Here is a 25,624-nt window from a genome sequence, read left to right on the forward strand (position 1 = left end):
CGGTCAGCGGCGCTCCGCCTCGAAGGCGGCGATCTGGCTGATGCGCCGCACGTGGCGCTCGTCGCCGCTGAAGGGCTCGGCAATAAACAGGTCCACCAGGTGGAAGCAGTAGTCCAGGTCGTGCTGGCGGAACCCGATGGAGATGACGTTGGCGTCGTTGTGCGCGCGAGCCAGGCGGGCGGTGTCCTCGTTCCACACGAGGGCGGCGCGCACCCCGTCCACCTTGTTCGCGGCGATCTGCTCGCCGTTGCCGGAGCCGCCGATCACCACACCCAGGCTGCCGGGGTCGGCCACCACGCCCTTGCCGCAGTCGATGCAGAAGGAGGGGTAGTCGTCCAGGGGCTCGTACTCGTGGGCCCCGTGGTCGATGACCTCGTGCCCAGCGTCCTGCAGGTGCTTGACGAGCTCGTTCTTGAGCTCGAAGCCCGCGTGGTCGGTGGCGATATGGATGCGCATGTCCTGAATTGTGCCTCAGCAGCGGCCGTGGGCCTAACCTCACCAGAGCCTCCGGCTCTGGGCCCGGGCAGGGCCTTGAGCGGGCCGGTGGCAGGAGGCCCAGCGCTTGAGGGTGGGCCACGAGACCTGGAACCGGGCGGCAGCATCGGAGACCGGCACACCCGGATCAACCACGGGGCGAGCCACGGTCGGACGCCGCTCGGGGCTTGGTGCTGCGTCAGCGTGGGCCGCAGGAGGGCCTGCCTGGCTGGAGCGCTGCCGTCGCCAGCAGGACGCGCCCCGCCCCAGGCCCAGGACTTCACGCACAGCAGGCTCGAAGTGTCCGGATCTATGACAAACGACGTCGGGCAGCGCGGAGCCTCACCGTCGATCCGCATGATTCCACGGTCCTCACAGGGCCGGGCCGAGTCAGCAGCGGTCTTTGTCATCGTTCTGGACACCTGGCCGCCGCAGACCTTTCGGCTAGCGTGTGCTCATGACTGAAACCTCACCCTCCGCCCCCGCCCCGGTCCTCGCTGGCGTGCTGGAGACCGCCGCCCAGGACCTGTCCGTGCGCCCGCAGGACGACCTGTTCCGCCACGTCAACGGAGCCTGGCTGGCGACGGCGCAGATCCCCGCTGATCGGCCCGCCACCGGTGCCTTCACCCAGCTGCGTGACGAGGCCGAGCTGGCCTGCCGCCAGATCGTGGAGGAGTGTGCCGGGCAGGTCTCCTCCGGCGCCGCCGCAGACGGTAGCGAGCAGGCCAAGATCGGGGCGCTCTACGCGACCTTCATGGACGAGGCCCGGATCGAGGCCCTGGGGGCTGAGCCGCTGCGGGCTGAGCTGGAGCCGGTGCTGCGGGCGGCCTCCAAGGAGGAGCTGGCTCGCCTGCTGGGAGCACGCCTGGCGATCGGCTTCACCGGCCCGGTGAGCGTGGGGGTGGAGGTGGACCTCAACGACCCGGAGCGCTACACCACCTGGATGGGCCAGTCCGGCCTGGCGCTGCCTGACGAGTCCTACTACCGGGAGGAGTCCCAGGCGGAGCTGCGGCAGGCTTATGTGGAGCACGTGGCGGCCATGCTGCGCCTGGCGGGGGTGGTCGGTGACTTGGCCACGGGTGACGCCCCGGGGTCCAGGGAGGCTGGCACGGCTCCCGACGTCGACGCGGCCACCGCTGTGGCCCAGCGGGTCATGGCGGTGGAGACGGCGCTGGCGGCCGGGCACTGGGACCGGGTGCGTCTGCGGGACATTGAGCAGATGAACAACCCGATGACCTGGGCGGAGGCGGCTACCGGCTCCTTCCCCTGGCTGCAGTGGCTGAAGGGTGTGGAGCAGGCGGTGCGGGGGGCTGACTGCGAGCGGGGCACCTTCCTGGAGGAGCTGATCGTGGGGCAGCCGGACTACCTGCCGCACATGGGCCAGGTGTGGGAGAGCACCAGCTTGGAGGACCTGCGCGCCTGGGTGGTGTGGCACGTGGTGCACGTGCGGGCCTCCTTGCTGTCCAGCGCCTTCGTGGAGGAGAACTTCGCCTTCTACGGCAAGCGCCTGCAGGGCACTGACGAGCTGCGGCCCCGATGGAAGCGCGGGGTGGGGCTGGTGGAGTCCTGCCTGGGTGAGGCGGTGGGGCGCATCTACGTGGAGCGGCACTTCCCGGCGTCGCACAAGGACGCTATGGAGGTGCTGGTGGCAGACCTGATCGAGGCCTACCGGCAGTCGATCAGCACCCTGGACTGGATGAGCCAGGAGACCCGCGGCAAGGCCCTGGAGAAGCTGTCCCTGTTCACCCCGAAGATCGGCTACCCCAAGAAGTTCCGGGACTACTCGGCGGTGACGGTCACGGCGGGCGACCTGCTGGCCAGCGTGCGCAGCGTGGAGCAGGTGGAGCTGGCTCGGGAGGTCAACCGGCTGGGCGGGCCGGTAGACCGCGATGAGTGGCACATGACGCCGCAGACGGTGAACGCCTACTACAACCCGACCATGAACGAGATCGTGTTCCCGGCGGCGATCCTGCAGCCGCCCTTCTTCGACCCGCAGGCGGACGCCGCCGTGAACTACGCGGGGATAGGCGCGGTTATCGGGCACGAGATCGGGCACGGCTTTGACGACCAGGGCTCCACCTTTGACGGCACCGGGAAGGTCACTGACTGGTGGACCGAGGCGGACCGGGAGGCCTTCAAGGAGCGCACAGGCGCGCTGATCGCCCAGTACGACGCCTACAGCCCTGCCTCCCTGGTGGCTCGTGCCGCCAAAGAGGGGGACGCCTCCAAGGCTCCGCACGTCAACGGCTCGCTGACGATCGGGGAGAACATCGGTGACCTGGGGGGCCTGGGGATCGCGCTCAAGGCCTACCGGCTGGCCCTGGCCCGGGAGGGCCTGGAGTCGGAGGCGCAGGCTCCCGTCATTGACGGCCTGAGCGCCATGCAGCGTTTCTTCTTCTCCTGGGCGCGCATCTGGCGGGGCAAGAACCGTGACGACTACGCCGAGCTGCTGCTGACGATCGACCCGCACTCACCTGCGGAGTTCCGGTGCAACGGGATCGTGCGGAACCTGGACGCCTTCTACGAGGCCTTTGACGTCCACGAGGGAGACGCCTTGTGGCTGGCCCCCCAGGAGCGCGTCAGCATCTGGTAGCACCGCGAGGAGCCCACGCTGGCAGACCTCCGGCAGGTGCTTGGCAGGAGATGCCGGACACCCCTGGCAGGTGATGGAGACTGTGTCCCCCGACCTGCCAGGGGCACTTTTCTGGCTGCGCAGCCTGAGGATGAGGTGGGAGCTTAATGAGCAATCACCAGCACGTTCTCTCGATTTCCGAGATATAGAGGACGCTTCTTTGTGTTTCTCTCACAAAACATCCGCACCTCTGTGGCTGATGTGACTGGTGCGACTTACGTGTTTTTTAACAAGTCTGTTACCTCCATGACGCGGCACACACTCATCCTTGTGCCCTCTCACCCCGTGGGAAAGAATGGCGACGTCAAAGGCACCCCTAGCCTTCCCTGAGATACACATGGAGGACACCATGCGTCTTGGACGCCCCCTCGCTCTCACTGCCGCAGTCGTGCTGGCTGCTGGCATCACCTCCCCCGCTTACGCAGACAGCGTCACCCCGCCCGCCCCCGGTGGCGGCGCTCCCAGCTTCGACCTGGACGACGTCAGCGACCACATCGACCCCAACAGCAGCTACACCTTCACCGGCAAGGGATGCATCAGCAAGGACATGCCCGGCACGGTCCGGGTCGCCATCGGTGACGCGCAGGACAACGCCACCCTCGTGGGCGACGTCAAGGCCAACGCTGACGGCACCTGGAGCCTGACCGTGAACATGGCCGACGCGATCAAGAAGTCCGGCGGCGACGCCAAGACCGACCCGTGGTACGTGTTCGCCCAGTGCCAGCACTACAACGGCCCCCAAAGCCAGGTCGAGGAGGAGAGCTTCTACCTGACCAAGGCCGACGGCAAGGTCCACACGGAGTCGGACTCCGAGCACAAGGTCACGATGCTCAAGGCCACCGGCACCGGGTTCAACCCCGGTGACCAGCTCACCTTCATGCTCACCCCCTCTGACGAGCAGGGCAAGGTCGCTGACGACGCCGCTGGCATCACCCTGGCCTCCGGGACCGTCGGCGCCGACGGCTCCTACGAGCTCATGCTGCCCGTTCCGAGCAACGTCCCAGACGGCTACTTCGTCATCTCCCTCAAGGCCGGCAGCGGCGAGTCCGGCACCTTCAAGGCTGTCTACAAGGGCATGAACGGCCAGCTCTACTACGTGAAGGGCCTGGATGACGCCTCCGGCAACGGCGGTGCCGACATGGACAAGGGCGACGACAAGGACAAGGGCGCCCAGCAGCAGCAGCAGCAGCCCCCGGCCAAGAACGTCGCCGACAAGCAGCCCGCCAAGCCTGCCACGCAGAAGGAGCTGGCCAAGACCGGTGTGGCTGCCCCCGCCGTCGCGCTGCTCGCTCTGGGGATGGCTGGCTCCGGCGCGGTCGCCCTCAAGCGTCGCAAGGCCTGACACTCCTAGCCTCCTAGACCGAGGGCCACAGGCTTATCGAACCTAGGTAGACCCAGTTGTCCGGGTGGTCCCGCTGCTGCAGCGGGACCACCCGGATACTTGTGTCCCCACGGCAGCTGTACCGCGTGCCAGGAAAGGACCCCATTGAACGAGCAAGAACCCGCACGAGAAGCGCACGAGAGCACCGGCCACCCCTCCGCCAGCCAGCCGCTGTGCAACCGGGTCACCGCCTGCTACCGCCGTCACCGCGCCGCCACCCTGCTGTGCGCCTTGCTGGCCGTGCTGCTGGTGGCCGTCGGCACTGACCTGGCGGTGCTGCTCTCCCGGACTGAGCGCTATCCGCTAGCGGCCCCAGCCCAGTCCGGACCTGCCCCGGAGACCTGGCTGATAGTCGGCACGGACTCGCGTGAGGACGTGCCGGAGGGCCCCGGCCTCCCCTTCGGCACAGTGGAGGAGGCTGGAGAAGGCAAGCGGGCGGACGTGCTCGCCCTGCTGCAGACCCAGGGCTCCAAGGTCACGGTCCTCCTGCTGCCCCGCGACCTGATCATCGGCCCCTCCTTATTCGAGGAGGAGCGCCTGGCCACCAGCTTCCTGGCTGGTCCCCAGAACACCGCGGACCTGCTGTGCGGGAGCCTGGGCGTGCCCGTGCACCACCTGGTCACCGTCAGCATGGCCCAGTTCGCCAGCATCGTGGACTCCCTGGGCGGCATCGACATAGACGTCGCTGAGCCCGTGCAGGACGTCATGGCCGGGCTCAGCCTCCCCCAGGCCGGCCGGGTGCACCTGGACGGCGTCACCGCCTTGGCCCTGGTCCGCTCCCGCCACCCGCAGGTACTCCGGGACGGTACCTGGGTGACCTTGTCGGAGGCCGAGGGAGCCCACCGCCGCACCCTCGCCAGCGGCCTGGTCATGCGTGAGGTCATGCACAGGCTCCGCGAGCGCACCCGCTCCCCGCTGGCCGCCCGCTCCTTGGCGCACACGGTGGCGGGCAACACCGGCCTGGACCAGGACACCGGTCTGCCGGACCTGCTGGGCCTGGCGCGGGCCGTGACCGGCGCGGAGCAGATCGACGTCGTGGACGTGCCTGCGCAGGTCGTCAACGACACCTTCGTGGCACCGCCCACCGCGGAGACCTACCGGGTCCTGGAGGAGCACGGCTACCAGCAGGCCGCCTGCACCCCCGCGGGCGGCTAGCCGCGAACCTTTACGCCCGGCCGCCTGCTGGTGAGAGGATGGCTCCCTGACGGGCAGCCTCCCTCTGGCAAGCAGGCTGCCCGCCCTCCCGGCGGCCCGGCCGCCAGCCATGCCCCTGCGCCATCTAAGGAGCCCAGATGCCCGGTCAGAACCTGACCCGCACGGAGGCGGCCGAACGCGCCGCCGTCGTTACTACTGAGCAGTACGAGGTCGTCCTGGACCTCACCCGTGGTGAGGAGGTGTTCGGTTCTGTCACCACCATCCGTTTCCGGGCAGTTCCTGGCTCCAGCAGCTTCGTGGACCTGATCGCGCCGCAGGTCCGTTCCATCACCCTCAACGGCCAGTCCCTGGACCCGGCCGCCGTCTACGCCGACTCGCGCATCGCCCTGACGGGCCTGGCTGCAGAGAACACGCTGGTGGTGGACGCCGACTGCGCCTACATGCACACCGGTGAGGGCCTGCACCGTTTCACCGACCCGGCAGACGGCCAGACCTACCTGTACTCGCAGTTCGAGGTGCCGGACGCCCGCCGGGTCTACCCCTGCTTCGAGCAGCCGGACCTGAAGGCCTCCTTCACCTTCACGGTCACGGCCCCGCAGGGCTGGACGGTGTTCTCCAACTCCCCCACGCCTGAGCCCCAGGCGGTCACCGGCAGCGACGGCGCCCCGGCCTCACGCTTCGCTTTCGCCCCCACCCAGCCGATGAGCACCTACGTCACCGCGATCGTGGCGGGCCCCTACGTGGGGCGCACGGACGTCTACACCGCCCCGGACGGCCGCAGCATCCCCCTGGGCACCTACTGCCGGGCCTCCCTGCTGGAGCACATGGACTCCGAGGAGATCCTGGACCTGACCAAGCGGGGCTTCGCCTTCTACGAGGAGCTGTTCGCCACCCCCTACGCCTTTGAGAAGTACGACCAGGTCTTCGTGCCTGAGTTCAACGCCGGGGCCATGGAGAACGCGGGCTGCGTGACGCACCGTGACGACTACATCTTCCGCTCCCGGCCGGTGGAGGCCCGGGTGGAGCGGCGGGCGGTCACGATCCTGCACGAGCTGGCACACATGTGGTTCGGTGACATGGTCACCATGAAGTGGTGGAACGACCTGTGGCTCAACGAGTCCTTCGCCGAGTACACCTCCACCCTGGCCACGGCGGAGGCCACGCGCTTCACGCAGGCCTGGACCACCTTCCAGGCCGCGGAGAAGGCCTGGGCCTACAACCAGGACCAGCTCTCCTCCACCCACCCGATCGCCGCCGAGATCAACGACCTGCACGACGTGGAGGTCAACTTTGACGGCATCACCTACGCCAAGGGCGCCTCGGTGCTCTCCGCCCTGGTGGCCTACGTGGGCCGGGAGAACTTCTTCCGGGGCATCGCCCGCTACCTGGCCAAGCACGCCTACGCCAACGCGACCCTGGCGGACCTGCTCACCGAGCTGGAGGCCACCAGCGGGCGGGACCTGCAGGCCTGGACCAGGGTGTGGCTGCAGGAGGCCGGGGTCACCACCTTGCGGACCCGGGTAAGCACCGACGACGCCGGGGTGGTCACCAACCTGGAGGTGCTGCAGGAGGTGCCGGAGGGCTCCCCCGCGTCCCTGCGCCCCCACCGTCTGGCGGTGGGCTGCTACGACCTGGTGGACGGGGCCATGACCCGTACCGCCCGGGTGGAGATCGACCTGGACGGCGCAGTGGCGCAGGTGCCCGAGCTGGTGGGCCGCCCGCGCCCGGCCGTGATCGTGCTCAACGACGACGACCTGACCTACGCCAAGGTCCGGCTGGACGAGGCCTCGCTGCGGGCGGGACTGGAGCACGTGGCCGCCTTCGCGGACTCCCTGCCGCGCTCCCTGGTGCTGGCCTCCGCCTGGGACATGGTGCGTGACGGCGAGCTGGCGGCGGTGGACTACCTGCCCTCGGTCCTGGAGGCCCTGCAGGTGGAGGAGCACTCCACGGTGCTGCGCATCCTGCTGGGGCAGCTGTCCACCTGCCTGGGTGCCTACCTGCCGCAGGCTGAGCGCCCCGAGAGCTTTGTGGCCACGGCGGACGCGCTGCTGCAGCTGCTGGCGGCGGCTGCGCCCGGCTCTGACAAGCAGCTGCAGCTGGCGCAGGCCCTGGCGGGCACGGCCAGCACCCCGGCCCAGCTGGACGCCGTCGCCGCCATGCTGGACGGCAGCCGGGTCCCGCAGGGACTGGTGGTGGACCAGGACCTGCGTTGGGAGCTGTTGACGGGGCTGGTGGCCGCCGGGCGCCTGGGTGAGGCGGAGATCGCGGCGGAGGCCGAGCGGGACGTGACCACCACCGGGCGGGAGCGTGCGGCGCAGGCCCGGGCGGCGGTGCCCACGGCGGAGGCCAAGGCGGCCGCCTGGAGCGCCCTGGTGGAGGACGCCAGCATCCCCAACGAGACGCAGGTCAAGATGCTGCGGGGCTTCGCCGCCTGCGCCCGCCAGCCGCAGCTGCTGGCGCCTTACGTGGCGGCCTACCCGGGGGTGGTGGACCAGATCTGGGAGTCGCGCACCTTCCACATGGCGGAGAACCTGCTGGCCTCCTTGTGGAGCTGCGTGCCGGTGGGGCTGCCTGGGGTTGACGCCGAGGGCGTGCTGCGCGGCTGGCTGGAGTCTCACCCCCAGGCGCCTGCGGCGCTGCGGCGGATCGTGGCGGAGAACCTGGACGACGTGCTGCGGGTGGCGCGCGTGCAGGCCACCAAGCCGGTCCTGTGAGGCGGTAGGTCTGGGCCTGGTGGCTGCCGGGCCCAGACCATCGTCCGACGCCGGGCCCGGCTGCTGTCCCGCAAGGCGACGGCGGCGTCCGTCCAGGGAGGGCTGGCAGGCCGGGTAGGCAAGAACCGGGGCCTCGGCACCACTTGGTGCCGAGGCCCCGGTCTGTCAGGACTGGATGCGGGTGCTCAGGCCTTCTTCTTGCCCGAGGACTTGGCGGCGGCCTCCTGCGCGGCGGCGAAGGAGTCAGCCTCGTCCTCCTCGCGCCCCGGCGTCGCGAAGTTGAGCTTCGTGATCAGGAAGCGGAACAGGAAGTAGTAGATCACGGCGTAGACCAGGCCCAGGATGATGACCATGATCGGGCCGGGCAGGACGGAGGTGGACAGCTCGGAGGACTTGCCCCAGTTGATGAGGAAGTCGGTCGCACCAGCGGAGAAGGAGAAGCCGTACTTGACACCCAGGAAGTTGGAGACGGCCAGGGCCGAGCCGGTCAGCACGGCGTGCACCGCGTACAGCGGGAAGGCCACGTAAGCGAAGGCGTACTCCAGGGGCTCGGTGACACCGGTGATGAAGGCGGTCAGGGCGACCGAGACCATCAGGGCGCCGGTGGCCTTGCGCTTCTCGGGCTTGGCGGTGTGCCAGATGGCCAGGGCGGCGGCCGGCAGCGCGAACATCATGATCGGGAAGAAGCCGGTCATGAAGCCGCCGGTCCAGGCGTTGGAGCCATCCACGCCGTTGAAGAAGCAGGTGAGGTCACCGTGGAGGACGTCGCCGGAGGCGTTCTTGCACTCACCGAGCTGGAACCACGGGATGGAGTTGAGCAGGTGGTGCAGGCCGAAGGGGATCAGCAGACGGTTAGCGGTACCGAAGACGAAGGCCGCGAGGGCGCCGGAGACACCGCCCTCAGAACCGGCCTGCATGAGCCAGCCACCGAGCTGCTTGTTGATCAGCCAGTTGAAGGCCGGGTAGAGGTAGGCCATGCCGATGGCCACGAAGATGGCCACCACGGAGGTCACGATCGGCACGAAGCGGCGCCCACCGAAGAAGGCCAGCCAGTCGGGCAGCTTGACGCGGTAGAACTTCTGCCACAGCAGGGCCGCGACCACACCCATGACGATGCCGCCGAGCACGCCGTAGTTGATCGGGGTCTGGGTGGCCAGGTCACAAACCTTGACGCCCTGGTTCCAAGGGCCGACCTGGCCGATCTTGCCGTCAGCGGTGAAGCTGTGCAGGCACTCAAGCTGCTTGTCGCTGACCGGGTCGGGCTTGCCCATGATGAGCGGGGCCATGACCCACAGCACGTGACGGTAGACCAGGTAGCCGAACAGGCCGGCCACACCGGTGGAGCCGTCGCCCTTCCTGGCAAAGCCCACGGCTACGCCGACGGCGAAGATCAGGGGCAGGTTGTCGAAGACCGCCCCACCGGCGGCGTTGATGAGGTCGGCGACGGGCTGCATCCAGGGCAGGCTCTTTGCTACGCCATCGGCGCCGAGGATGTCGGCCTGGCCTAGCCGCAGCAGGAGGCCCGCTGCGGGCAGCGTGGCGATCGGCAGCATGAGCGAGCGCCCAAGCCGCTGGGCGACGGCGAAAGCGCCACCCGACTTCTTTGTAGACACGTTGTTCTCCATATGGGGTTCACGCAGCCACCTTGCTGCGGTCAAGGGAAGCCGACCGGCTGGACGGCGACGCTGGTCAGGTGAGGTAGAGGTCTGGACCAGCGCGGATAGAAAAACCCATCCCGCTGGTACCTGTCAAGCAACGACGCCGCGTTTCGCTCATGATCTACCAGATCGTGCTGCACAATGGGACCACGGTCCCTACCACTGGCGGCAACCAGGTCGCTATGTAGACCAGTAGAAGACCACCACAGCCCGTCACAGCCCAGCCACCCGCCATGCCTCCTTCCCGCGCCAAGTACGTACAGGTCCGCGAGCACCTCCTGAGCGAGGTGCGGTCCAGGCTGTCCCCGGGCAGCCCCATCCCCTCCGAGCGGGAGCTGTGCAGGCAGTTCCGGGTCTCCCGCATGACCGTGCGCCAGGCCATTGACACGCTCGTGGTCGACGGCGTGCTGGAACGCCACCAGGGCAAGGGCACATTCGTGGCCCGGCCCAAGGTGGACCTGCAGGTGCGGCTGACCTCCTTCACCCAGGAGATGCGTCGTCGGGGCATGCAGCCCGGTTCCGTGTTCCTGCTGGCCGAGACCGTCCCGGCCACCGCGGAGGTGGCTAAGCACCTAGAGCTCCCCGACGGCACCCCGGTACACCACCTGCGACGGCTGCTGACGGCTGACTCCACCCCTATGGCCATCGAGGAGAACTGGGTGCCTGCCAGCGCCCTGCCCGTACTCCTGTCAGGCCCCCTGAGCTTCTCGGTGTACGAGCGCCTGACGGAGGCGGGACTGGCTCCCAGCTGGGGCGAGGACCTGATCGAGGCGCACTCCGCCACCATCGAGGAGTCAACCCTGCTGGGCGTGCGCGAGGGCGCGCCCACCCTGTACATCACCCGCCGGGCCTTCCACGACCACCAGGTGGTGGACTACTCCCACTCGATCTACCGCGCGGACCGTTACGCGCTGTGGGTGCCCGTGGCGGTGCCCGCTCCCACGGTCTCCCGCCGTCCCGGCAAGGCACCCGCAGCCCCGGACGAGCACCCGGCGGCCGCAGGCTGAGCCCTACCCGCCACGGACCCGCCCTACCCGTCCCAGCCGCCGCCACCCGCCTGGAACGACCGGCGTGAAGGTGCTGGACAGTCCCGCTCAGCCAGGTACTATTTCCACTGGTATGGACCACTGCTGCTCTACCGGGCAAGGTGGCCCGCCACTAGCCAAGCACCTCCGGCACCGCCGGAAACCATCAGGAGGCCACCATGTCCCAGGCGCAGAAGATCGTTGACGCCCTAGGCGGATTCGACAACATCACCGAGATCGAGCCCTGCATCACCCGCCTGCGCTGCGAGCTGGAGGACTCCAGCATCGTGGACGAGGCCGCCCTCAAGGCCGCCGGCGCCCACGGCGTGCTCAAGGTCGGTGACTCCGTGCAGGTGATCGTGGGTCCCAATGCCGACACCATCGCTGAGGACATTGAGGACCTGCGGTGACCCTTACCGTCTCCGCCCCCCTGGCGGGCAGGCTGATTGCGGTAGAGGACGTCCCTGACCCCGTGTTCTCAGGCAAGTTCGTGGGACCCGGCGTGGCCGTGGACCCTGACCGCGCTGAACAGGTCACGGCCGTGGCCCCTATCAGCGGCAAGGTCGCCAAGGTGCACCCCCACGCCTTCGTGATCGTCTCCGACGGCGCCCAGGGCATTCTCGTGCACCTGGGCCTGGACACCGTGCAGCTCGCCGGTAAGGGCTTTGAGGTGCTGGTGCAGGAGGGGGCGCAGGTCCAGGCCGGGGACCCGGTGGTCACCTGGAGCCCGGCCCAGGTCGAGCAGGGCGGGCGCAACCCCATCGTCCCGGTTATCGCCCTGGAGGCTGACGAGGCTGCCCTGGTGCTGTCCCAGCCCGGCGCAGAGGTGACCGTCGGCCAGACGCTCATGACCGTCAAGTGATCCTGGCACTGCCGCCAGGTCACTGATAAAGGTGGTGGCCCGGTCCCCGTCGGGGGACCGGGCCACCACCTTTGTACCGGCTGCTCCGGCCTCAGGCCTGACGCTGGGCCAGCTCGTCACGCACCGCGGCCAGCAGGCTCCCCAGCCTCACCGAGCTCGGCAGGTCCTCCACCAGAACCACCTCACCGGAGCCGTCCGCCAGCGGCACGCACCAGTTGGGGTACTCACGGTCGGTTCCCGGCTGGTTCTGGGTACGGCGCTCACCGACGCCGTCCACCAGGGACACCCCGATCAGGGCGGAGGGCGTGCGCACCACGTAGCGGTAGAGGCCCTCCACGACCTCCCGCTCCGTGGGCTCCTCACCCAGCAGAGCGTGCTCCCGCAGGCGCGCCGTCATCCGGTCACGCTCCACCCGGGCCTCGGCCCGCACCTGCTCCACCGGCTCCGTCAGCAGCCCCAGGCGCTCCCGCAGCTCCACGTGCTCGTCAGCCAGGTAGCCGGCGGTCGGCGGCAGGTCGTGGGTGTTCACGGTGGACAGGGCCAGCCTGCGGTAGGCCTGCGGCTGCAGGGGCCAGCCGTCACCCTGCTTCTCGAACCACAGCACGGAGGTGCCCAGCACCCCCCGGCTGGCCAGGTACTCGCGCGCCCAGGGCTCTACGGTGCCCAGGTCCTCACCGATGACCACCGCGCCCGCACGGTAGGCCTCCAGCAGCAGCACCCCGACCATGGCCTCATGGTCGTAGCGTACGTAGGCCCCCTGGTCGGCCCCCATGCCCTCGGGGATCCACCACAGGCGGAACAGGCCGATGATGTGGTCCACCCGCAGGGCGCCAGCGTGCCGCAGGACGGTGCGGGCCATGTCCCGCAGCGGCTGGAAGGCGTGCTCAGCCAGGTAGACCGGGCTCCACGGCGGCTGGGACCAGTTCTGCCCGAGCTGGTTGTACATGTCCGGCGGGGCCCCCACCTGCATGCCCGGGGCGAAGGCGTCCGGCATGGACCACACGTCGGCGCCGCGCGGGTGCACACCGACAGCCAGGTCGTCCATGATTCCCAGGGCCATGCCGGAGGCCAGGGCCTGACTCTGGGCGCGCTCCAGCTGCTCGTCAACCACCCACTGCATCCAGGCGTAGAACTCGATCCGGTCGGCCAGGGACCGGGCCTCGTTGGCCACGTGGGCCGAGGCGGGGTCCAGCAGGTTCTGGGGCCAGGTGGCCAGGTCCCCGTACTTCTCGGTCAGGGCGCACCACAGCGCGAAACGCTCCAGGCCCTCCCCCTGCTCGGCACGGAAGCGCTCAAAGTCCCGCTGCCGGGCCCGGGAACGGCCCGCCGCGAAGATGACCTCCAGGGCCTCCCGCTTGGCCTTCCAGACCTCGTCACGGTCGATCGGGGTGGTCTGCAGATTGTGCTCGCGCACCTCCTCCAGGGCCCACTGCACCAGGGAGCGGCGCGGGCCGGAGAGCCGTGAGACCTCCAGGATGTTCTCCGGCCGGATGTAGACGGGGTTCACGAAACGGCGGGTGACCGGCAGGTAGGGCGAGGGCGTCATCGGGCCGGCCGGCTCGGCGGCGTGCAGCGGGTTGATGAGCAGGAAGTCCGCGCCCTCGTCCCCCAGGAAGCCGGCCAGCTCGGTGAGGTCATCCGTGTCACCGATCCCCCAGGAGCCTCGGGAGCGCACCGAGTACAGCTGGGCCATCACGCCCCAGCCCCCCTCCCCCAGGGCCTGGGGGATCTCCAGGCGGTCGGGGGTAACCGCCAGGGGAGCGGTGACCGTGCGGGCCGGCTCAGTGCCCCTGGCCCGGATCTCCGCGACCATGCTGTGCCAGCCCAGCGGCAGGTCCGTGGGCAGCTCGAAGGAGGCGCGCCCGGTGAGCACACCGTCAACCTCCCGGGCCGGGGTCCAGTCGTCAGTCTGCTTGAGCCAGCGCTCGCCGCCGTCCTCCAGCACGATCCGCACCGAGACGTCGGCGCCGTCAGGCACGTGGACCCGCACGGTCTCGCTCTTGCCGCTGCGGGTGACCGTGCAGGGTGGTAGGGCGTGGCGCCAGGGCTCGATCTCCACCTCCTTGAGGGCGGCGGCGATCTCCTCCTCGGTACTGGCAGGCACCCCCAGGGCGGCGAGGACCGCCTCCAGGGTCTGGCGCGAAGGGGAGGCCAGGTTCCCGTGGAAGTCCCAGTACTCGGTGGAGACCCCGTGCAGGTCGGCTAGGCGTAGCAGGCGGTCACTGGGCGGTTGGGCGGCTACGGTGGACTGGGACATCGCGGTGAGGCCTCGTTGCTCTCGCGCGCGGCGCGCGCTGGGTGGACGGGAAGGGCGGGCGGTCTCGGGAGGGCCGCATCCAGGTCCTAGCATGCCGTCCCGTGCAGCGGATTGCACATTGCCACCCGGTACATCAGCGATGTGTCCTTGAAAACCTTGCAAGATCTTTCGGGAACGCACCAGGTCGGGACTGCGGCGCCCTCCGCCGTTCTCCCCTTGGCGGAACAGGCACCGGGCGCCACGTCGCCAGGCACAATTGGGCGCGACACCTGCTTGTCCATCCGCAGCCGACCCAAGGAGCTCCTATGGCCGCCGCCCAGCAGTCCCCCGTCCAGCTCAGCGGAATCGGCGTGAGCCCTGGCCTGGTGGCGGCCCCTGTGGCCCGCATGGCCCCCGGTGTACCAGAGCCCGCGTTGGAGGTGCTAGACCCAGCCCGGGACCTGGAGCGGGAGTGCGAGCGGATCACCGCCGCCGCCCAGGAGGTCAAGAAGGGGCTGGAGCTGTCAGCCCTGCAGGCCAAGGGCGAGGGCCGGACCCTGCTGGAGACCACGGCGCAGATGGCGGCAGACCCGACCCTGACCTCCTCCGCCCAGGCCATGGTCCGCGAGCGCCGCCTGGTGCCTGAGCGGGCCGTCTGGGAGGCGGCTGGCACCCTGGCCGCGATGCTGGAGTCCCTGGGCGGCTACATGGCCGAGCGCACCAGGGACGTCGCGGACGTGCGTGACCGCATCGTGGCGGTCCTCACCGGCTCCCCCATGCCCGGGATCCCCAGCCTGCCCGAGCCCTTCGTGCTGGTGGCGGAGGACCTGGCCCCTGCGGACACTGCCCTGCTGGACCCGGAGAAGGTGGTCGCCTTCGTCACCTCCGAGGGCGGCCCCACCTCACACACCGCGATCCTGGCCCGGGCCCTGGGCATGCCCGCGATCGTGGGCACGGGCAGCGAGGTCACGGACCAGCTGCACGAGGGCGAGATCATCCTCGTGGACGGCACCAAGGGCCTGATCACCTTGTCACCCACCGAGGAGCAGCTGCGACACGCCAAGGAGCTGGCCAGCCGGGTGCGGGTCTTCAACGGTGACGGCGGGACCATGGACGGCCACGTGGTGCAGCTGCTGGCGAATGTGGGTGACGGTGCCGCCGCCCGCTCGGCGGCGGAGGCCAACGCTATGGGTGTGGGCCTGTTCCGCACCGAGTTCTGCTTCCTGGACCAGCCGCTGGAGCCCACCGTGGAGCAGCAGGTGGCGGCCTACACCGAGGTGCTGGCTGCCTTCCCCGGCAAGAAGGTGGTGGTGCGGACCCTGGACGCGGGCGCGGACAAGCCCCTGCCCTTCCTCACTGACGCCACTGAGGCCAACCCGGCGCTGGGCGTGCGCGCCTACCGCACCACCCGTCGCGACCCGGAGGTGCTGGACCACCAGCTTGAGGCCCTGGCCCAGGCACAGGCCGCCACGGAGGCCCAGGTGTGGGTCATGGCCCCCATGATCTCCACCGTGGAGGAGGCTCAGTCCTTCGCGGAGAAGGCCCGCGCGCACGGCCTGTCCACCGCCGGGATGATGATCGAGGTACCCTCGGCGGCGGTTATGGCCGACAAGATGTTCGAGTACGCGGACTTTGCCTCGGTGGGCACCAATGACCTCACCCAGTACGTGATGGCCGCGGACCGGTTGCTGTCCTCCCTGGCGGACCTGTCCACCTCCTGGCAGCCGGCCGTGCTACGCCTGATCAAGCAGGCCTGTGACGGTGCCGCCCCTAAGGGCCGCCCGGTGGGGGTCTGTGGTGAGGCGGCGGCTGACCCGGCCCTGGCCGTGGTGCTGGTCGGCTGCGGGGTGGCTAGCCTGTCCATGACGGCCCGGGCCCTGCCGGACGTCGACGCCGTGCTCAAGTCGGTGACCCTGGCGCAGTGCCGTGAGCTCGCGGCGCTAGCCCTGGACGCCGCGACCGCGGAGGATGCCCGGGCGGCGGTGCGCGCCCAGCTGCCGGTCCTGGAGGAACTGGGGCTGTGACCGCCCCCTACCCGGTACCGATCGCCTCCGAGGAGCCGCTCGGGGCGGTGACCCGGGTGCTGGCCCTGGAGGCTCAGGCACAGCCGGACGCCTTCACCGGCACCTGCCTGCCCCAGCTGTCGGGCCGCATCTACGGCGGCCAGGTGGTGGCCCAGGGCCTGCTGGCAGCCGCCGCCACCATGGTTGATGACGGCGACGGCGTGCGTCTGCCGCACTCGGTGCACGCGTACTTCATGCGGGGCGGCAAGCCGGAGAGCCCTGTCGGCTTCGAGGTGGAGCGCATGCACGACGGACGCTCCTTCTCCCAGCGCCGCACCACGGCCACGCAGTACGGCCGGCCGATCCTGACCATGGTCTCCTCCTTCCAGGAGCAGCAGCCCGGTGCCGACGTGCAGCTGCCTGCACCGTCGGTGCCGGGGCCGCAGGAGGTGCCCAGTGCACTGGAGCTGTTCCGCACGGTGGACCACCCGGTGGCCAAGTACCTGGGGCGTACTGCCGCCTTCGACCTGCGGCACGTGGAGGGCAACGTCTACCTGCGCCCCGCTGCTGACCGCCTGGGCAGGCAGCACCTGTGGGTGCGGGCGCGCGGGGCGGTGCCCGCCGCCACCAGCCAGACCGTCCACCGGGCGCTGCTGACCTACGTGTGCGACCAGGTGATGCTGGAGCCGGCCCTGCGCAGCCAGGGACTGAGCTGGCGCAGCGAGGGGATGAGCCTGGCCACCCTGGACCACGCCCAGTGGTTCCACCGGGACGTGGACGTCTCCCAGTGGCTCCTGTTCGTGCAGGACTCCCCCAGCTCCCAAGGAGGCCGGGCCATGGCCCGGGCCCAGGTCTTTGACTCAGAGGGCCTGCTCGTCTCCACCATTGCCCAGGAGGGCATGATCCGGGTGCCGGACGCCCAGCACTCCGGTGGCAGCGGCTCCTGGAGCGTCCGCATGGACGGCGAGGGCCGCTGAGCCCTGGGGCTTGGGGACCTCAGCCCGGAGTCCGGAGCCCGTAGCCCGGCGGCCCCCGCCACGCCTCGGACGGCCCCTGGTACCACGCGTAGGCAGGGCCCCGCCGTCGCCCCTAAGAAGGGTCTGCCCCACCACAGGTAGCGGGGCAGGCCCTCAGGCAGCAGCCGCGCCGGTCTCAGACCTGGCTGCCCGGCTGCCCCGGGTAGGGGTCCTGACGGTGGTGCGCAGCGTCCAGCTGGACGGGCTGCTGCGAGCCCACCTGCGGCGCCTGGGCCGCACCAGGCACGTAGCCGCCGTTCTGCTGCAAGGCCATCTGCTGCTGGAAGGCCATCTGCTGCAAGGTCAGCTGCTGAGCCCGGAGGGTCTGGGCCTCCTGGTTGTGGATAGCGCTCTGGTCAGCGAAGACCCGCGCCTGCAGCTCGGAGCAGAAGGCCGCGAGCCGCTTGCGCTCGATCACCGCGACCTCGATAGCAGTCACCATCCCGGCATGGTTCTGCACCAGCAGCACTGACGGGAACACCGTCACGATCATCAGCAGACCCAGCACGATCATGAGCAGGCACGGCAGGATCCAGTCCGTGATCATCGCGAATCCGAGTATCAGGAGGATGATCGCCAGCAGAGCGCGCCCCAGGCGGAAGTGGCTGGATACGGACACGGAGGCGATGCTGCTGAGCGGGATGGAGCTCTCATTGGCTCCCAGGGGGATCAGTCCCAGCAGGGTGTTGGGGTCCTTGAACACGAACCGGGTGCTTGAGCACATCAGCTGAGCCTTGAGATACGGCAGGACGACCGACTCCGTGAAACGGTCGCCGTAGACGTTCTGCTCACCGGGGGCAAGCATGAAGTCGGTACTGTTCTGGACACTCATTCGTGGAAACCTCTTCAGGGAGCAGGAGATCAGGACGCCACCCATCCTATAGCCTGTGAGCCACCAGACATCCTCTAGCCATGCACGGGCCACCAGCCCGCTGCCTGCCCAGACCCTCCCCGCTTACGGCCTGCGGCGCGGCACAGGACGCAGCGTGCAGCGGCTCACGGGGCTGGGCCTCGTGGCCCTCGCGGCGCTCCCGTAGGCTTGGCCCCAGTGCGCGGGCCACCCGGGGCCGTGACAGCCCCGCCGTCGCCGCGCAGCAGCACCCGCTCCTCCACACGAAAGGCGCACAGCAGAAGTGGCTGAGTACATCTACCAGATGATCAAGGCGCGTAAGGCGCACGGGGACAAGGTGATCCTCGACGACGTGACCATGGCCTTCTACCCGGGCGCGAAGATCGGTATGGTCGGCCCCAACGGCGCGGGCAAGTCCTCAATCCTCAAGATCATGGCCGGGCTAGACCAGCCTTCCAACGGTGAGGCCCGCCTGACCCCCGGCTACAGCGTCGGCATCCTGCTGCAGGAGCCGCCGCTCAACGAGGACAAGACGGTCCTGGGCAACGTCGAGGAGGGCGTGGCCGAGATCAAGGGCAAGCTGGACCGCTTCAACGAGATCTCCGCCGCCATGGCGGACCCGGACGCGGACTTCGACGCCCTGATGGAGGAGATGGGCAGGCTCCAGGACGAGCTGGACGCCGCAGGCGCCTGGGACCTGGACTCCCAGCTGGAGCAGGCCATGGACGCGCTGCGCTGCCCCCCGCCGGACGCGGAGGTCAAGCACCTCTCCGGTGGTGAGCGCCGCCGGGTGGCCCTGTGCAAGCTGCTGCTGGAGGCCCCAGACCTGCTGCTGCTGGACGAGCCCACCAACCACCTGGACGCCGAGTCCGTGCTCTGGCTGGAGCAGCACCTGAGCACCTACAAGGGCGCCGTGATCGCCGTCACCCACGACCGCTACTTCCTGGACCACGTGGCCCAGTGGATCGCGGAGGTGGACCGCGGCCACCTATACCCCTACGAGGGCAACTACTCCACCTACCTGGAGACCAAGGAGAAGCGCCTGGCGGTCCAGGGCAAGAAGGACGCCAAGCTCGCCAAGCGCCTCAAGGAGGAGCTGGAGTGGGTGCGCTCCTCCGCCAAGGGCCGCCAGACCAAGTCCAAGGCCCGTCTGGCCCGCTACGAGGAGATGGCGGCCGAGGCCGAGCGGACCCGCAAGCTGGACTTCGAGGAGATCCAGATCCCGCCGGGCCCCCGCCTGGGCAACATCGTGCTGGAGGCCAGCCACCTGACCAAGGGCTTCGACGGGCGCACCCTGATCGACGACCTGTCCTTCACGCTGCCGCGCAACGGCATCGTGGGGATCGTGGGCCCCAACGGCGTCGGCAAGACCACCCTGTTCAAGACCATCGTGGGCCTGGAGGAGCTAGACAGCGGCGAGCTCAAGATCGGCCAGACGGTCAAGCTGTCCTACGTGGACCAGACCCGGGCGGGTATCGACCCGAGCAAGACCCTGTGGGAGGTCGTCTCCGACGGCCTGGACTACATCAAGGTCGGCAACGTGGAGATGCCCTCGCGCGCCTACGTGGCGGCCTTCGGTTTCAAGGGCCCCGACCAGCAGAAGCCCGCCGGGGTGCTCTCCGGTGGTGAGCGCAACCGCCTGAACCTGGCGCTGACCCTCAAGCAGGGCGGCAACCTGATCCTGCTGGACGAGCCCACCAACGACCTGGACACCGAGACCCTGGGCTCGCTGGAGAACGCCCTGCTGGAGTTCCCCGGCTGCGCCGTGGTCATCACCCACGACCGCTGGTTCCTGGACCGGGTGGCCACGCACATCCTGGCTTGGGAGGGGGACGAGGAGAACCCGGCCAAGTGGTACTGGTTCGAGGGGAACTTCGCCTCCTACGAGGAGAACAAGGTCAAGCGTCTAGGTGCTGAGGCCGCCCGCCCCCACCGCGTCACCTACCGCAAGCTAACCCGGGACTGAGCAGCGCCGTCAGCCACGTAGATAGGGCTGTGCCCGCCGCAACCTCACTGGTGCGGCGGGCACAGCCCCTTTTCAGTCTGCGTGTCTGCCAGCCTGGCTGGCAGGCCGCAAGCGCCTCAGCCCTCCGCCTGCTCCTGCTGCTTGCGCCAGCGGATGCCCGCGTCGATGAAGCCGTCGATGTCGCCGTCGAAGACCGCCTCCGGGTTACCCACCTCGTGGCTGGTGCGCAGGTCCTTGACCATCTGGTAGGGGTTGAGCACGTAGTTGCGCATCTGGTCCCCCCAGGAGGCCTTGACGTCCCCGGCCAGCTCCTTCTTCTTGGCGTCCTCCTCCTGCTTCTTGAGCAGCAGCAGGCGGGACTGGAGCACGCGCATGGCGGCGGCCCGGTTCTGGATCTGGGACTTCTCGTCCTGCATGGATACCACCAGGCCGGTGGGCAGGTGGGTGATGCGCACGGCCGAGTCGGTGGTGTTCACGGACTGCCCGCCGGGCCCGGAGGAGCGGAAGACGTCGACGCGGATGTCGGTCTCGGGGATGTCGATGTGGTCGGTGGACTCGATCAGCGGGATGACCTCCACGGCCGCGAAGGAGGTCTGGCGGCGGCCCTGGTTGTCGAAGGGGCTGATGCGCACCAGGCGGTGGGTGCCGCCCTCCACGGAGAGCGTGCCGTAGGCGTAGGGGGCGTGCACCTCAAAGGTCACGGACTTCAGCCCCGCCTCCTCGGCGTAGGAGGTGTCCAGCACCTTGACGGCGTAGTCGTGGCGCTCGGCCCAGCGCAGGTACATGCGCAGCAGCATCTCGGCGAAGTCGGCGGCGTCCACGCCCCCGGCCCCCGAGCGGATGGTGACGACGGCGTCGCGCTGGTCGTACTCGCCGCTGAGCAGCGTGCGGATCTCCAGCTCGGCCAGGTCCTTGGATATGGCCTGCAGGTCAGACTCGGCCTCCGCCAGGAGCTCGGCGGCGTCCTCGCCCTCCTCCTCGGCGGCCATCTCCACCATGGCCTCCAGGTCGTCGATGCGCCCGCCCAGGTCCTCCACACGCTTTAGGTCGGCCTGGGCGTGGGACAGGGCGGAGGTGACCACCTGGGCGGCGTCGGGGTCGTCCCACAGGTCAGGGGCGGCGGCCTTCTCGGAGAGCTCGGCGATGCGGGCACGCAGCGCCTGCGGGTCGGTCACCGCGGCGATGGAGGCGTAGGTGTGTCGGAGTCGTTCGATCTCTGCGGGAAAGTCAGTGGCCACGGGCCGAGCATACCCGCCGGGGCGGTCCTGCCGCCGCGCCGGGGCCCTGGCACCGTGAAAGGAGGCTGGTGCTGTGAGGCACAGCCAGGGACCAGGTAAGCGACCTGGCAAAGGAGCTGGCACGGTGGGGCACAGCGCTGCCCGGGAGCGGCAGCCTGCTGGCACGCTCCCGGGCAGCCTGTAGGGGTCTCGGCTCAGATGCCGATGGCGGCGGCGAACTCGCTCTTGATGGTCTCCAGCCGCTGGCGGGCCTGCTCCCAGGGCACCAGAGCGCCCTCCGCCACCGGCAGCACCACCTCCAGGTAGCACTTGAGCTTGGGCTCCGTGCCGGAGGGCCGGGCGATGACCCGGTCGTCGGCCGCAGTGAGCACCATGACGGCGTTGGTGCCCGGCAGCCCGTCCCAGCCCTGTGACAGGTCGGTCACGGAGGTGACCGGGGAACCGGCCAGGGTGGCGGGCGGGTGCTGGCGCAGCCGCTCCATGCCCTGGGCGATCAGCTCCAGGTTCTCCACCCGGAAGGTCAGGGGCATGGTCTGGTACAGGCCGTAGGTGCGGGCCAGGCGCTCCAGCTCCTCCCCCACGGTGCGCCCCTGATCCTTGAGATCGGCGACCATGGAGGCCGCCACCACGGCGGTGGCGATGCCGTCCTTGTCCCGGGCGTGCTCCGGGTCGGGGCAGTAGCCGATGGCCTCCTCGTAGCCGAAGAACAGCCCCGGGGTGCGGGCGATCCACTTGAAGCCGGTCAGGGTGTGACGGTACTCCAGCCCGTGGCCCTGGGCGATGCGCTCCAGCAGGCGGCTGGAGACGATCGAGTTGGCCAGCACCGCCCCCTGGGGGGCGCGGGCCGCCAGGTACTCCCCCAGCAGGGAGCCGATCTCGTCCCCGGAGAGCTGGCGCCAGCCCTTGGGGGCGGCCGCGTCCGGCACCGCCAGGGCGCAGCGGTCCGCGTCCGGGTCCACGGCGATCAGCAGGTCGGCCCCCTGGGCGTCGGCCTGGGCGATAGCCAGGTCCAGGGCGCCCGGCTCCTCCGGGTTGGGGAAGGACACGGTCGGGAAGTCCGGGTCCGGCTCGGCCTGCTCAGCCACCGGCTGGACCTGGGGGAAGCCCGCCTCGTGCAGCACCTGCTCGGCCAGGGCCGCCCCCACGCCGTGCATGGCGGTGAGGGTGATCTTCAGGTCCGCCTTGGCGCTGCTGCCGGAGGCCAGGCGGCTGGCCGCCTGTACGTAGTCTGCCCGCGGGTCCACCTGCTCGATGCGGGCCTCGTCCTGCGGCACCTGGTCGGCTGGCGGGGTGGCGGCGATCGCGGCGGCGATCTGGCCGTCGTAGGGCGGGACGATCTGGGCGCCCTGCCCGGCGTCGGTGACCACGGAGCCCCCCAGGTAGACCTTGTAGCCGTTGTCCTGGGCCGGGTTGTGGGAGGCGGTGACCATGATGCCTGCGTCGGCGTCCAGGTGGCGCACGGCGAAGGAGGTCAGCGGGGTCGGGTTCATGACCGGCAGGGCCAGGGCGTGGCAGCCGGCGGCGGAGACGACACGGGCGGCGGCGCGGGCGAAGTCCACGGAGCCGTGGCGGGCGTCGCAGCCGATCACCACCCGGGGCACGCGCGTGGTGCTGTCCTTGAGGAAGGCGCACAGCCCCGCCGTCGCCCGGATGACGACCGCCAGGTTCATGCGGGACTCACCGGGACCGATCTGGCCGCGCAGCCCGGCGGTGCCGAACTCCAGCGGCCCGGCCATGGCGGCCGCCACCTCCGCCAGGGCCTCGGCGTCCCCGGCGCGGGCGGCCTCCACCGCGGTCTGCAGGGCCACGGCGGTGGACTGGTCGGGGTCGTGCCCGGCCCACAGCTCGGCCCGGTCCAAAAGCTCCTGCTCACTCATCTCAGTCCTCCAGCCCAGCCAGGATCGCCTTGGTGGCGGAGACCCCCAGGCGGTTTGCCCCCGCCTCGATCATGGCGACGGCGGTGGCGGCGTCATGGATACCACCAGAGGCCTTGACCCCCATGTCCTCCCCCACGGTGGCGCGCATCAGGGCGACGGCGTGGGTGGAGGCGCCCCCGGCCGGGTGGAATCCGGTGGAGGTCTTCACGAAGTCCGCTCCGGCGGCCTGGGCGGCCTGGCAGGCCATGACGATCTCCGCGTCCGTCAGGGCCGCCGACTCGATGATGACCTTGAGCACCCGGGGGGCGGGTACGGCGTCGCGCACCGCCTGGATCTCAGCCTGCAGCTCGGCGGCGCGCCCCTCCTTGACCAGGGCGAGGTTGACGACCATGTCCACCTCGTCCACCCCGTCCTTGACGGCCTGGGCGGCCTCAAAGGCCTTGACCTCCGCCTTTACGGCACCGGAGGGGAAGCCCACCACGCAGGCGGTGAGCAGGCCCTCCGGGTGCTCCAGGGGCAGCATGGACGGCGACACGCACACGGAGCAGGTGCCCAGGGCCGCCCCCTCCTGGACCAGCGCGGCCACGTCGGCGGAGGTCGCCTCGGGCTTTAACAGGGTGTGGTCGATCAGGCGCGCGACCTCAGTCTTCTTCATCTTCAGCTCCTAGGTAGTCAGTTCGCTTCTCACAGGGCTGCCAGGGGCAGGGCCAGCTCCATCATCTGGGTGAAGGCCGTCTGCCGCTCCTCGGCGGTGGTCTCGGCCCCGGTCACCAGGGAGTCGGAGACCGTGAAGATGCCCAGGGCCTCCACCCCGGCGTGGGCGGCGGTGGCGTACAGGCCGGCGGACTCCATCTCCACGGCCAGCACCCCCATCTTCTGCCAGCGCTCGTTGAAGGTGGGGTCGGCGTGGTAGAAGACGTCCGAGGACAGGATGTTGCCCACGTGGGTGGTCACGCCCTTGGCCTTGGCCTGCTCGCGCACGGCCTCGATCAGGCGGTAGGAGGCGATCGGCGCGTAGGTGCCGGGCAGGCCGTACTGGTCCGTGAAGCTGGAGTTGGAGCAGGCGGCCTGGCCGATGACCACGTCGTAGAGGTTGACGCCCTCCTGCATGCCTCCGCAGGTACCCACCCGGATCAGCTTCTTGCAGCCGAACACGTGGATCAGCTCCCAGGCGTACAGGGAGATGGAGGGAATGCCCATGCCGGAGCCCATGACGGACACGGGGGTGCCCTGGTAGGTGCCGGTGAATCCCAGCATGTTGCGCACGGAGTTGAACTGCTGGACGTCCTCCAGGTAGGTCTCCGCGATGAACTTGGCGCGCAGCGGGTCCCCGGGCAGGAGGATCGTCTCGGCGATGGGGGCCTGCGGGTTGATATGCGGTGTTGACTTCATCATCACTCCGTTTCTGGTTGGTGGGGCGCTGCCTAGGCACAGGCCGGACTCGGCTGCCGGGCACCACCCCGATGGTATCTCTTTGTCAGTTCAGTGTTTTACATTTGTTCAGCCCTTTGGGTGCCCTCGTGCCGCAGGGGGTCCAGGCGCTACGACGCAGCCTCCGGGCGGCCCTCATCCAACAGCGTCAGGGCCAGGCGCTGGTCCACCACCAGGTGGCTGGACAGGCCCATCTCCAGCGCGGTGGACACGGCCCGGGCCTTGCCCTGCCCTCCGGCCACCAGCACCCGTACCGGCCGGGAGGCCAGGTCCTCCAGGGTGATGCCCACTGTACGCTCGTCCAGGTCCTTGACCGCCACCTGCCCCGCGCTGCTGAAGAAGCGGGAGCAGGCGTCCCCAACGGCCTCCTGCAGCACGGCCTGGCGGTCCTCCTGGTCCAGCTGACGATGGCTGAGCAGCAGGCTGTCCGGCGTGACCGCACCCACCGTGAACACCACGGCGTCAGCCTGGGCCCCGGCAGCCAGGACGGCTGCTATGTGCGGGTCCTCCTGGACGATCTGCCAGGTGGTCACGTCCTGGAAGACCACCGGCAGCGGCAGGTAGAGAGGCACCGCGCTGAAGGCGTCGCAGAAGGCCCGCATGACCTCGAAGTCGTCGGTGGCCTGCTCGGAGTAGGAGCTGCCGCCCTTGAGCTGCACTATCCGCACGTCCCGCCGCGCAGTGTGCCGCAGCCGGGAGGCGATGGCGCTCATGGTCCGCCCCCAGGACACCCCCACGCTCATGCCGTCCCGCACCAGCCCGGTGACCAGCTCGGCCCCTACGCGCCCCAGCTCCTCCAGGAGCTCCGCGTCGGAGGAGACCGGGGCGTGCACCACTCGCGCCTCCGCCAGGCCGTAGCGCTCCTGGAGGCGGTGCCCCAGCTCTGAGGAGGTCTCACGCGGGTCGTTTATGACCACGGTGACGTAACCGGCCTCCTTGCCCCGCTGAAGCAGCTTGGCCACGGTGGGCCGGGACAGGCCCATGGCGACAGCCACCTCCGCCTGGCTCAGACCGCGCTCAAAGTAGAGCCGGACGGCGGTGATGGCCTGCTCGTCACGCTTGTCCATGGGTCCCCCTACTCAGGTCTGCGTCCCGGGCCTCCGGGC

19 protein-coding genes are annotated in these 25,624 nt (G+C 69.7%); 10 read left to right on the plus strand and 9 right to left on the minus strand.

Going from position 1 to position 25,624, the window contains the following annotated elements; all coding sequences use genetic code 11:
• Positions 1-3: 3 nt before the first annotated feature.
• Positions 4-456 (minus strand): ribose-5-phosphate isomerase, encoded by a 453-nt coding sequence (locus JG540_RS07165; RefSeq protein WP_200274950.1) that lies wholly within the window; start codon positions 454-456, stop codon positions 4-6.
• Between the two features lie 475 nt (positions 457-931).
• On the opposite strand from JG540_RS07165, the gene JG540_RS07170 reads away from it, so the two are divergent.
• The 4 genes from JG540_RS07170 (at position 932) to pepN (ending at position 8,356) form a co-directional block, all read left to right on the plus strand.
• Positions 932-3,067: a M13 family metallopeptidase gene (locus tag JG540_RS07170; RefSeq protein ID WP_200274952.1), complete on the plus strand. Its 2,136-nt coding sequence runs from the start codon at positions 932-934 to the stop codon at positions 3,065-3,067.
• A gap of 388 nt (positions 3,068-3,455) precedes the next feature.
• Positions 3,456-4,448 (plus strand): hypothetical protein, encoded by a 993-nt coding sequence (locus JG540_RS07175; RefSeq protein ID WP_200274954.1) that lies wholly within the window; start codon positions 3,456-3,458, stop codon positions 4,446-4,448.
• Positions 4,449-4,592: 144 nt separating this feature from the next.
• Positions 4,593-5,642 (plus strand): LCP family protein, encoded by a 1,050-nt coding sequence (locus tag JG540_RS07180; RefSeq protein WP_234042732.1) that lies wholly within the window; start codon positions 4,593-4,595, stop codon positions 5,640-5,642.
• 137 nt (positions 5,643-5,779) lie between these two features.
• A complete protein-coding gene (pepN, locus tag JG540_RS07185) occupies positions 5,780-8,356 on the plus strand; it encodes an aminopeptidase N (RefSeq protein WP_200274956.1) in 2,577 nt (858 codons plus the stop codon).
• A 185-nt stretch (positions 8,357-8,541) separates the two neighbouring features.
• Here the strand turns inward: pepN and JG540_RS07190 are convergent, their stop codons facing one another.
• Positions 8,542-9,981 carry a PTS transporter subunit EIIC gene (locus JG540_RS07190; RefSeq protein ID WP_200274957.1) on the minus strand — a complete coding sequence of 480 codons (1,440 nt, stop codon included), beginning with the start codon at positions 9,979-9,981 and terminating at the stop codon, positions 8,542-8,544.
• A 266-nt stretch (positions 9,982-10,247) separates the two neighbouring features.
• Between JG540_RS07190 and JG540_RS07195 the strand changes: the two genes are divergently transcribed.
• From JG540_RS07195 to JG540_RS07205, 3 genes are all read left to right on the plus strand, one after another.
• Positions 10,248-11,021 (plus strand): GntR family transcriptional regulator, encoded by a 774-nt coding sequence (locus tag JG540_RS07195; protein ID WP_200274958.1) that lies wholly within the window; start codon positions 10,248-10,250, stop codon positions 11,019-11,021.
• A gap of 197 nt (positions 11,022-11,218) precedes the next feature.
• Positions 11,219-11,449 carry a glucose PTS transporter subunit EIIB gene (locus JG540_RS07200; RefSeq protein ID WP_200274959.1) on the plus strand — a complete coding sequence of 77 codons (231 nt, stop codon included), beginning with the start codon at positions 11,219-11,221 and terminating at the stop codon, positions 11,447-11,449.
• The gene (locus tag JG540_RS07205) at positions 11,446-11,901 is read left to right on the plus strand and encodes a PTS sugar transporter subunit IIA (protein ID WP_200274960.1); all 456 of its coding nucleotides are present in this window, start codon (positions 11,446-11,448) and stop codon (positions 11,899-11,901) included. The genes JG540_RS07200 and JG540_RS07205 overlap by 4 nt, the downstream gene beginning before the upstream one ends.
• A gap of 91 nt (positions 11,902-11,992) precedes the next feature.
• Here the strand turns inward: JG540_RS07205 and malQ are convergent, their stop codons facing one another.
• Positions 11,993-14,158, minus strand: a complete 2,166-nt coding sequence (gene malQ, locus JG540_RS07210; RefSeq protein WP_200274961.1) for a 4-alpha-glucanotransferase — start codon at positions 14,156-14,158, stop codon at positions 11,993-11,995.
• Positions 14,159-14,463: 305 nt separating this feature from the next.
• On the opposite strand from malQ, the gene ptsP reads away from it, so the two are divergent.
• A complete protein-coding gene (gene ptsP, locus JG540_RS07215) occupies positions 14,464-16,161 on the plus strand; it encodes a phosphoenolpyruvate--protein phosphotransferase (RefSeq protein WP_200274962.1) in 1,698 nt (565 codons plus the stop codon).
• Positions 16,158-17,117 carry an acyl-CoA thioesterase gene (locus JG540_RS07220; RefSeq protein WP_200274963.1) on the plus strand — a complete coding sequence of 320 codons (960 nt, stop codon included), beginning with the start codon at positions 16,158-16,160 and terminating at the stop codon, positions 17,115-17,117. The genes ptsP and JG540_RS07220 overlap by 4 nt, the downstream gene beginning before the upstream one ends.
• A 175-nt stretch (positions 17,118-17,292) precedes the next feature.
• Here JG540_RS07220 and JG540_RS07225 read toward each other — a convergent pair whose 3' ends face one another.
• On the minus strand, positions 17,293-17,988 hold the full coding sequence (locus tag JG540_RS07225; protein WP_200274964.1) for a hypothetical protein: 696 nt from the start codon (positions 17,986-17,988) through the stop codon (positions 17,293-17,295).
• Between the two features lie 301 nt (positions 17,989-18,289).
• On the opposite strand from JG540_RS07225, the gene ettA reads away from it, so the two are divergent.
• Complete coding sequence (gene ettA, locus JG540_RS07230; protein ID WP_200274965.1) at positions 18,290-19,972, plus strand: energy-dependent translational throttle protein EttA; 1,683 nt, start codon at positions 18,290-18,292, stop codon at positions 19,970-19,972.
• A gap of 116 nt (positions 19,973-20,088) precedes the next feature.
• Here the strand turns inward: ettA and prfB are convergent, their stop codons facing one another.
• From prfB to JG540_RS07255, 5 genes are all read right to left on the minus strand, one after another.
• Complete coding sequence (prfB, locus tag JG540_RS07235) at positions 20,089-21,210, minus strand: peptide chain release factor 2 (RefSeq protein WP_200274967.1); 1,122 nt, start codon at positions 21,208-21,210, stop codon at positions 20,089-20,091.
• Positions 21,211-21,404: 194 nt separating this feature from the next.
• Positions 21,405-23,087 (minus strand): phospho-sugar mutase, encoded by a 1,683-nt coding sequence (locus JG540_RS07240; protein ID WP_200274969.1) that lies wholly within the window; start codon positions 23,085-23,087, stop codon positions 21,405-21,407.
• A gap of 1 nt (position 23,088) precedes the next feature.
• Positions 23,089-23,742, minus strand: a complete 654-nt coding sequence (gene deoC / locus JG540_RS07245) for a deoxyribose-phosphate aldolase (protein WP_200274970.1) — start codon at positions 23,740-23,742, stop codon at positions 23,089-23,091.
• Between the two features lie 29 nt (positions 23,743-23,771).
• Positions 23,772-24,479, minus strand: coding sequence for a purine-nucleoside phosphorylase (gene deoD, locus JG540_RS07250; RefSeq protein ID WP_200278242.1), 708 nt, complete (start codon positions 24,477-24,479; stop codon positions 23,772-23,774).
• A gap of 149 nt (positions 24,480-24,628) precedes the next feature.
• Entirely contained in the window at positions 24,629-25,585 is a 957-nt protein-coding gene (locus JG540_RS07255; RefSeq protein WP_200274971.1) for a sugar-binding transcriptional regulator, read from the minus strand.
• Positions 25,586-25,624 lie beyond the last annotated feature (39 nt).

This window comes from Actinomyces weissii (assembly GCF_016598775.1).
Taxonomy (GTDB): Bacteria; Actinomycetota; Actinomycetes; order Actinomycetales; family Actinomycetaceae; genus Actinomyces; species Actinomyces weissii.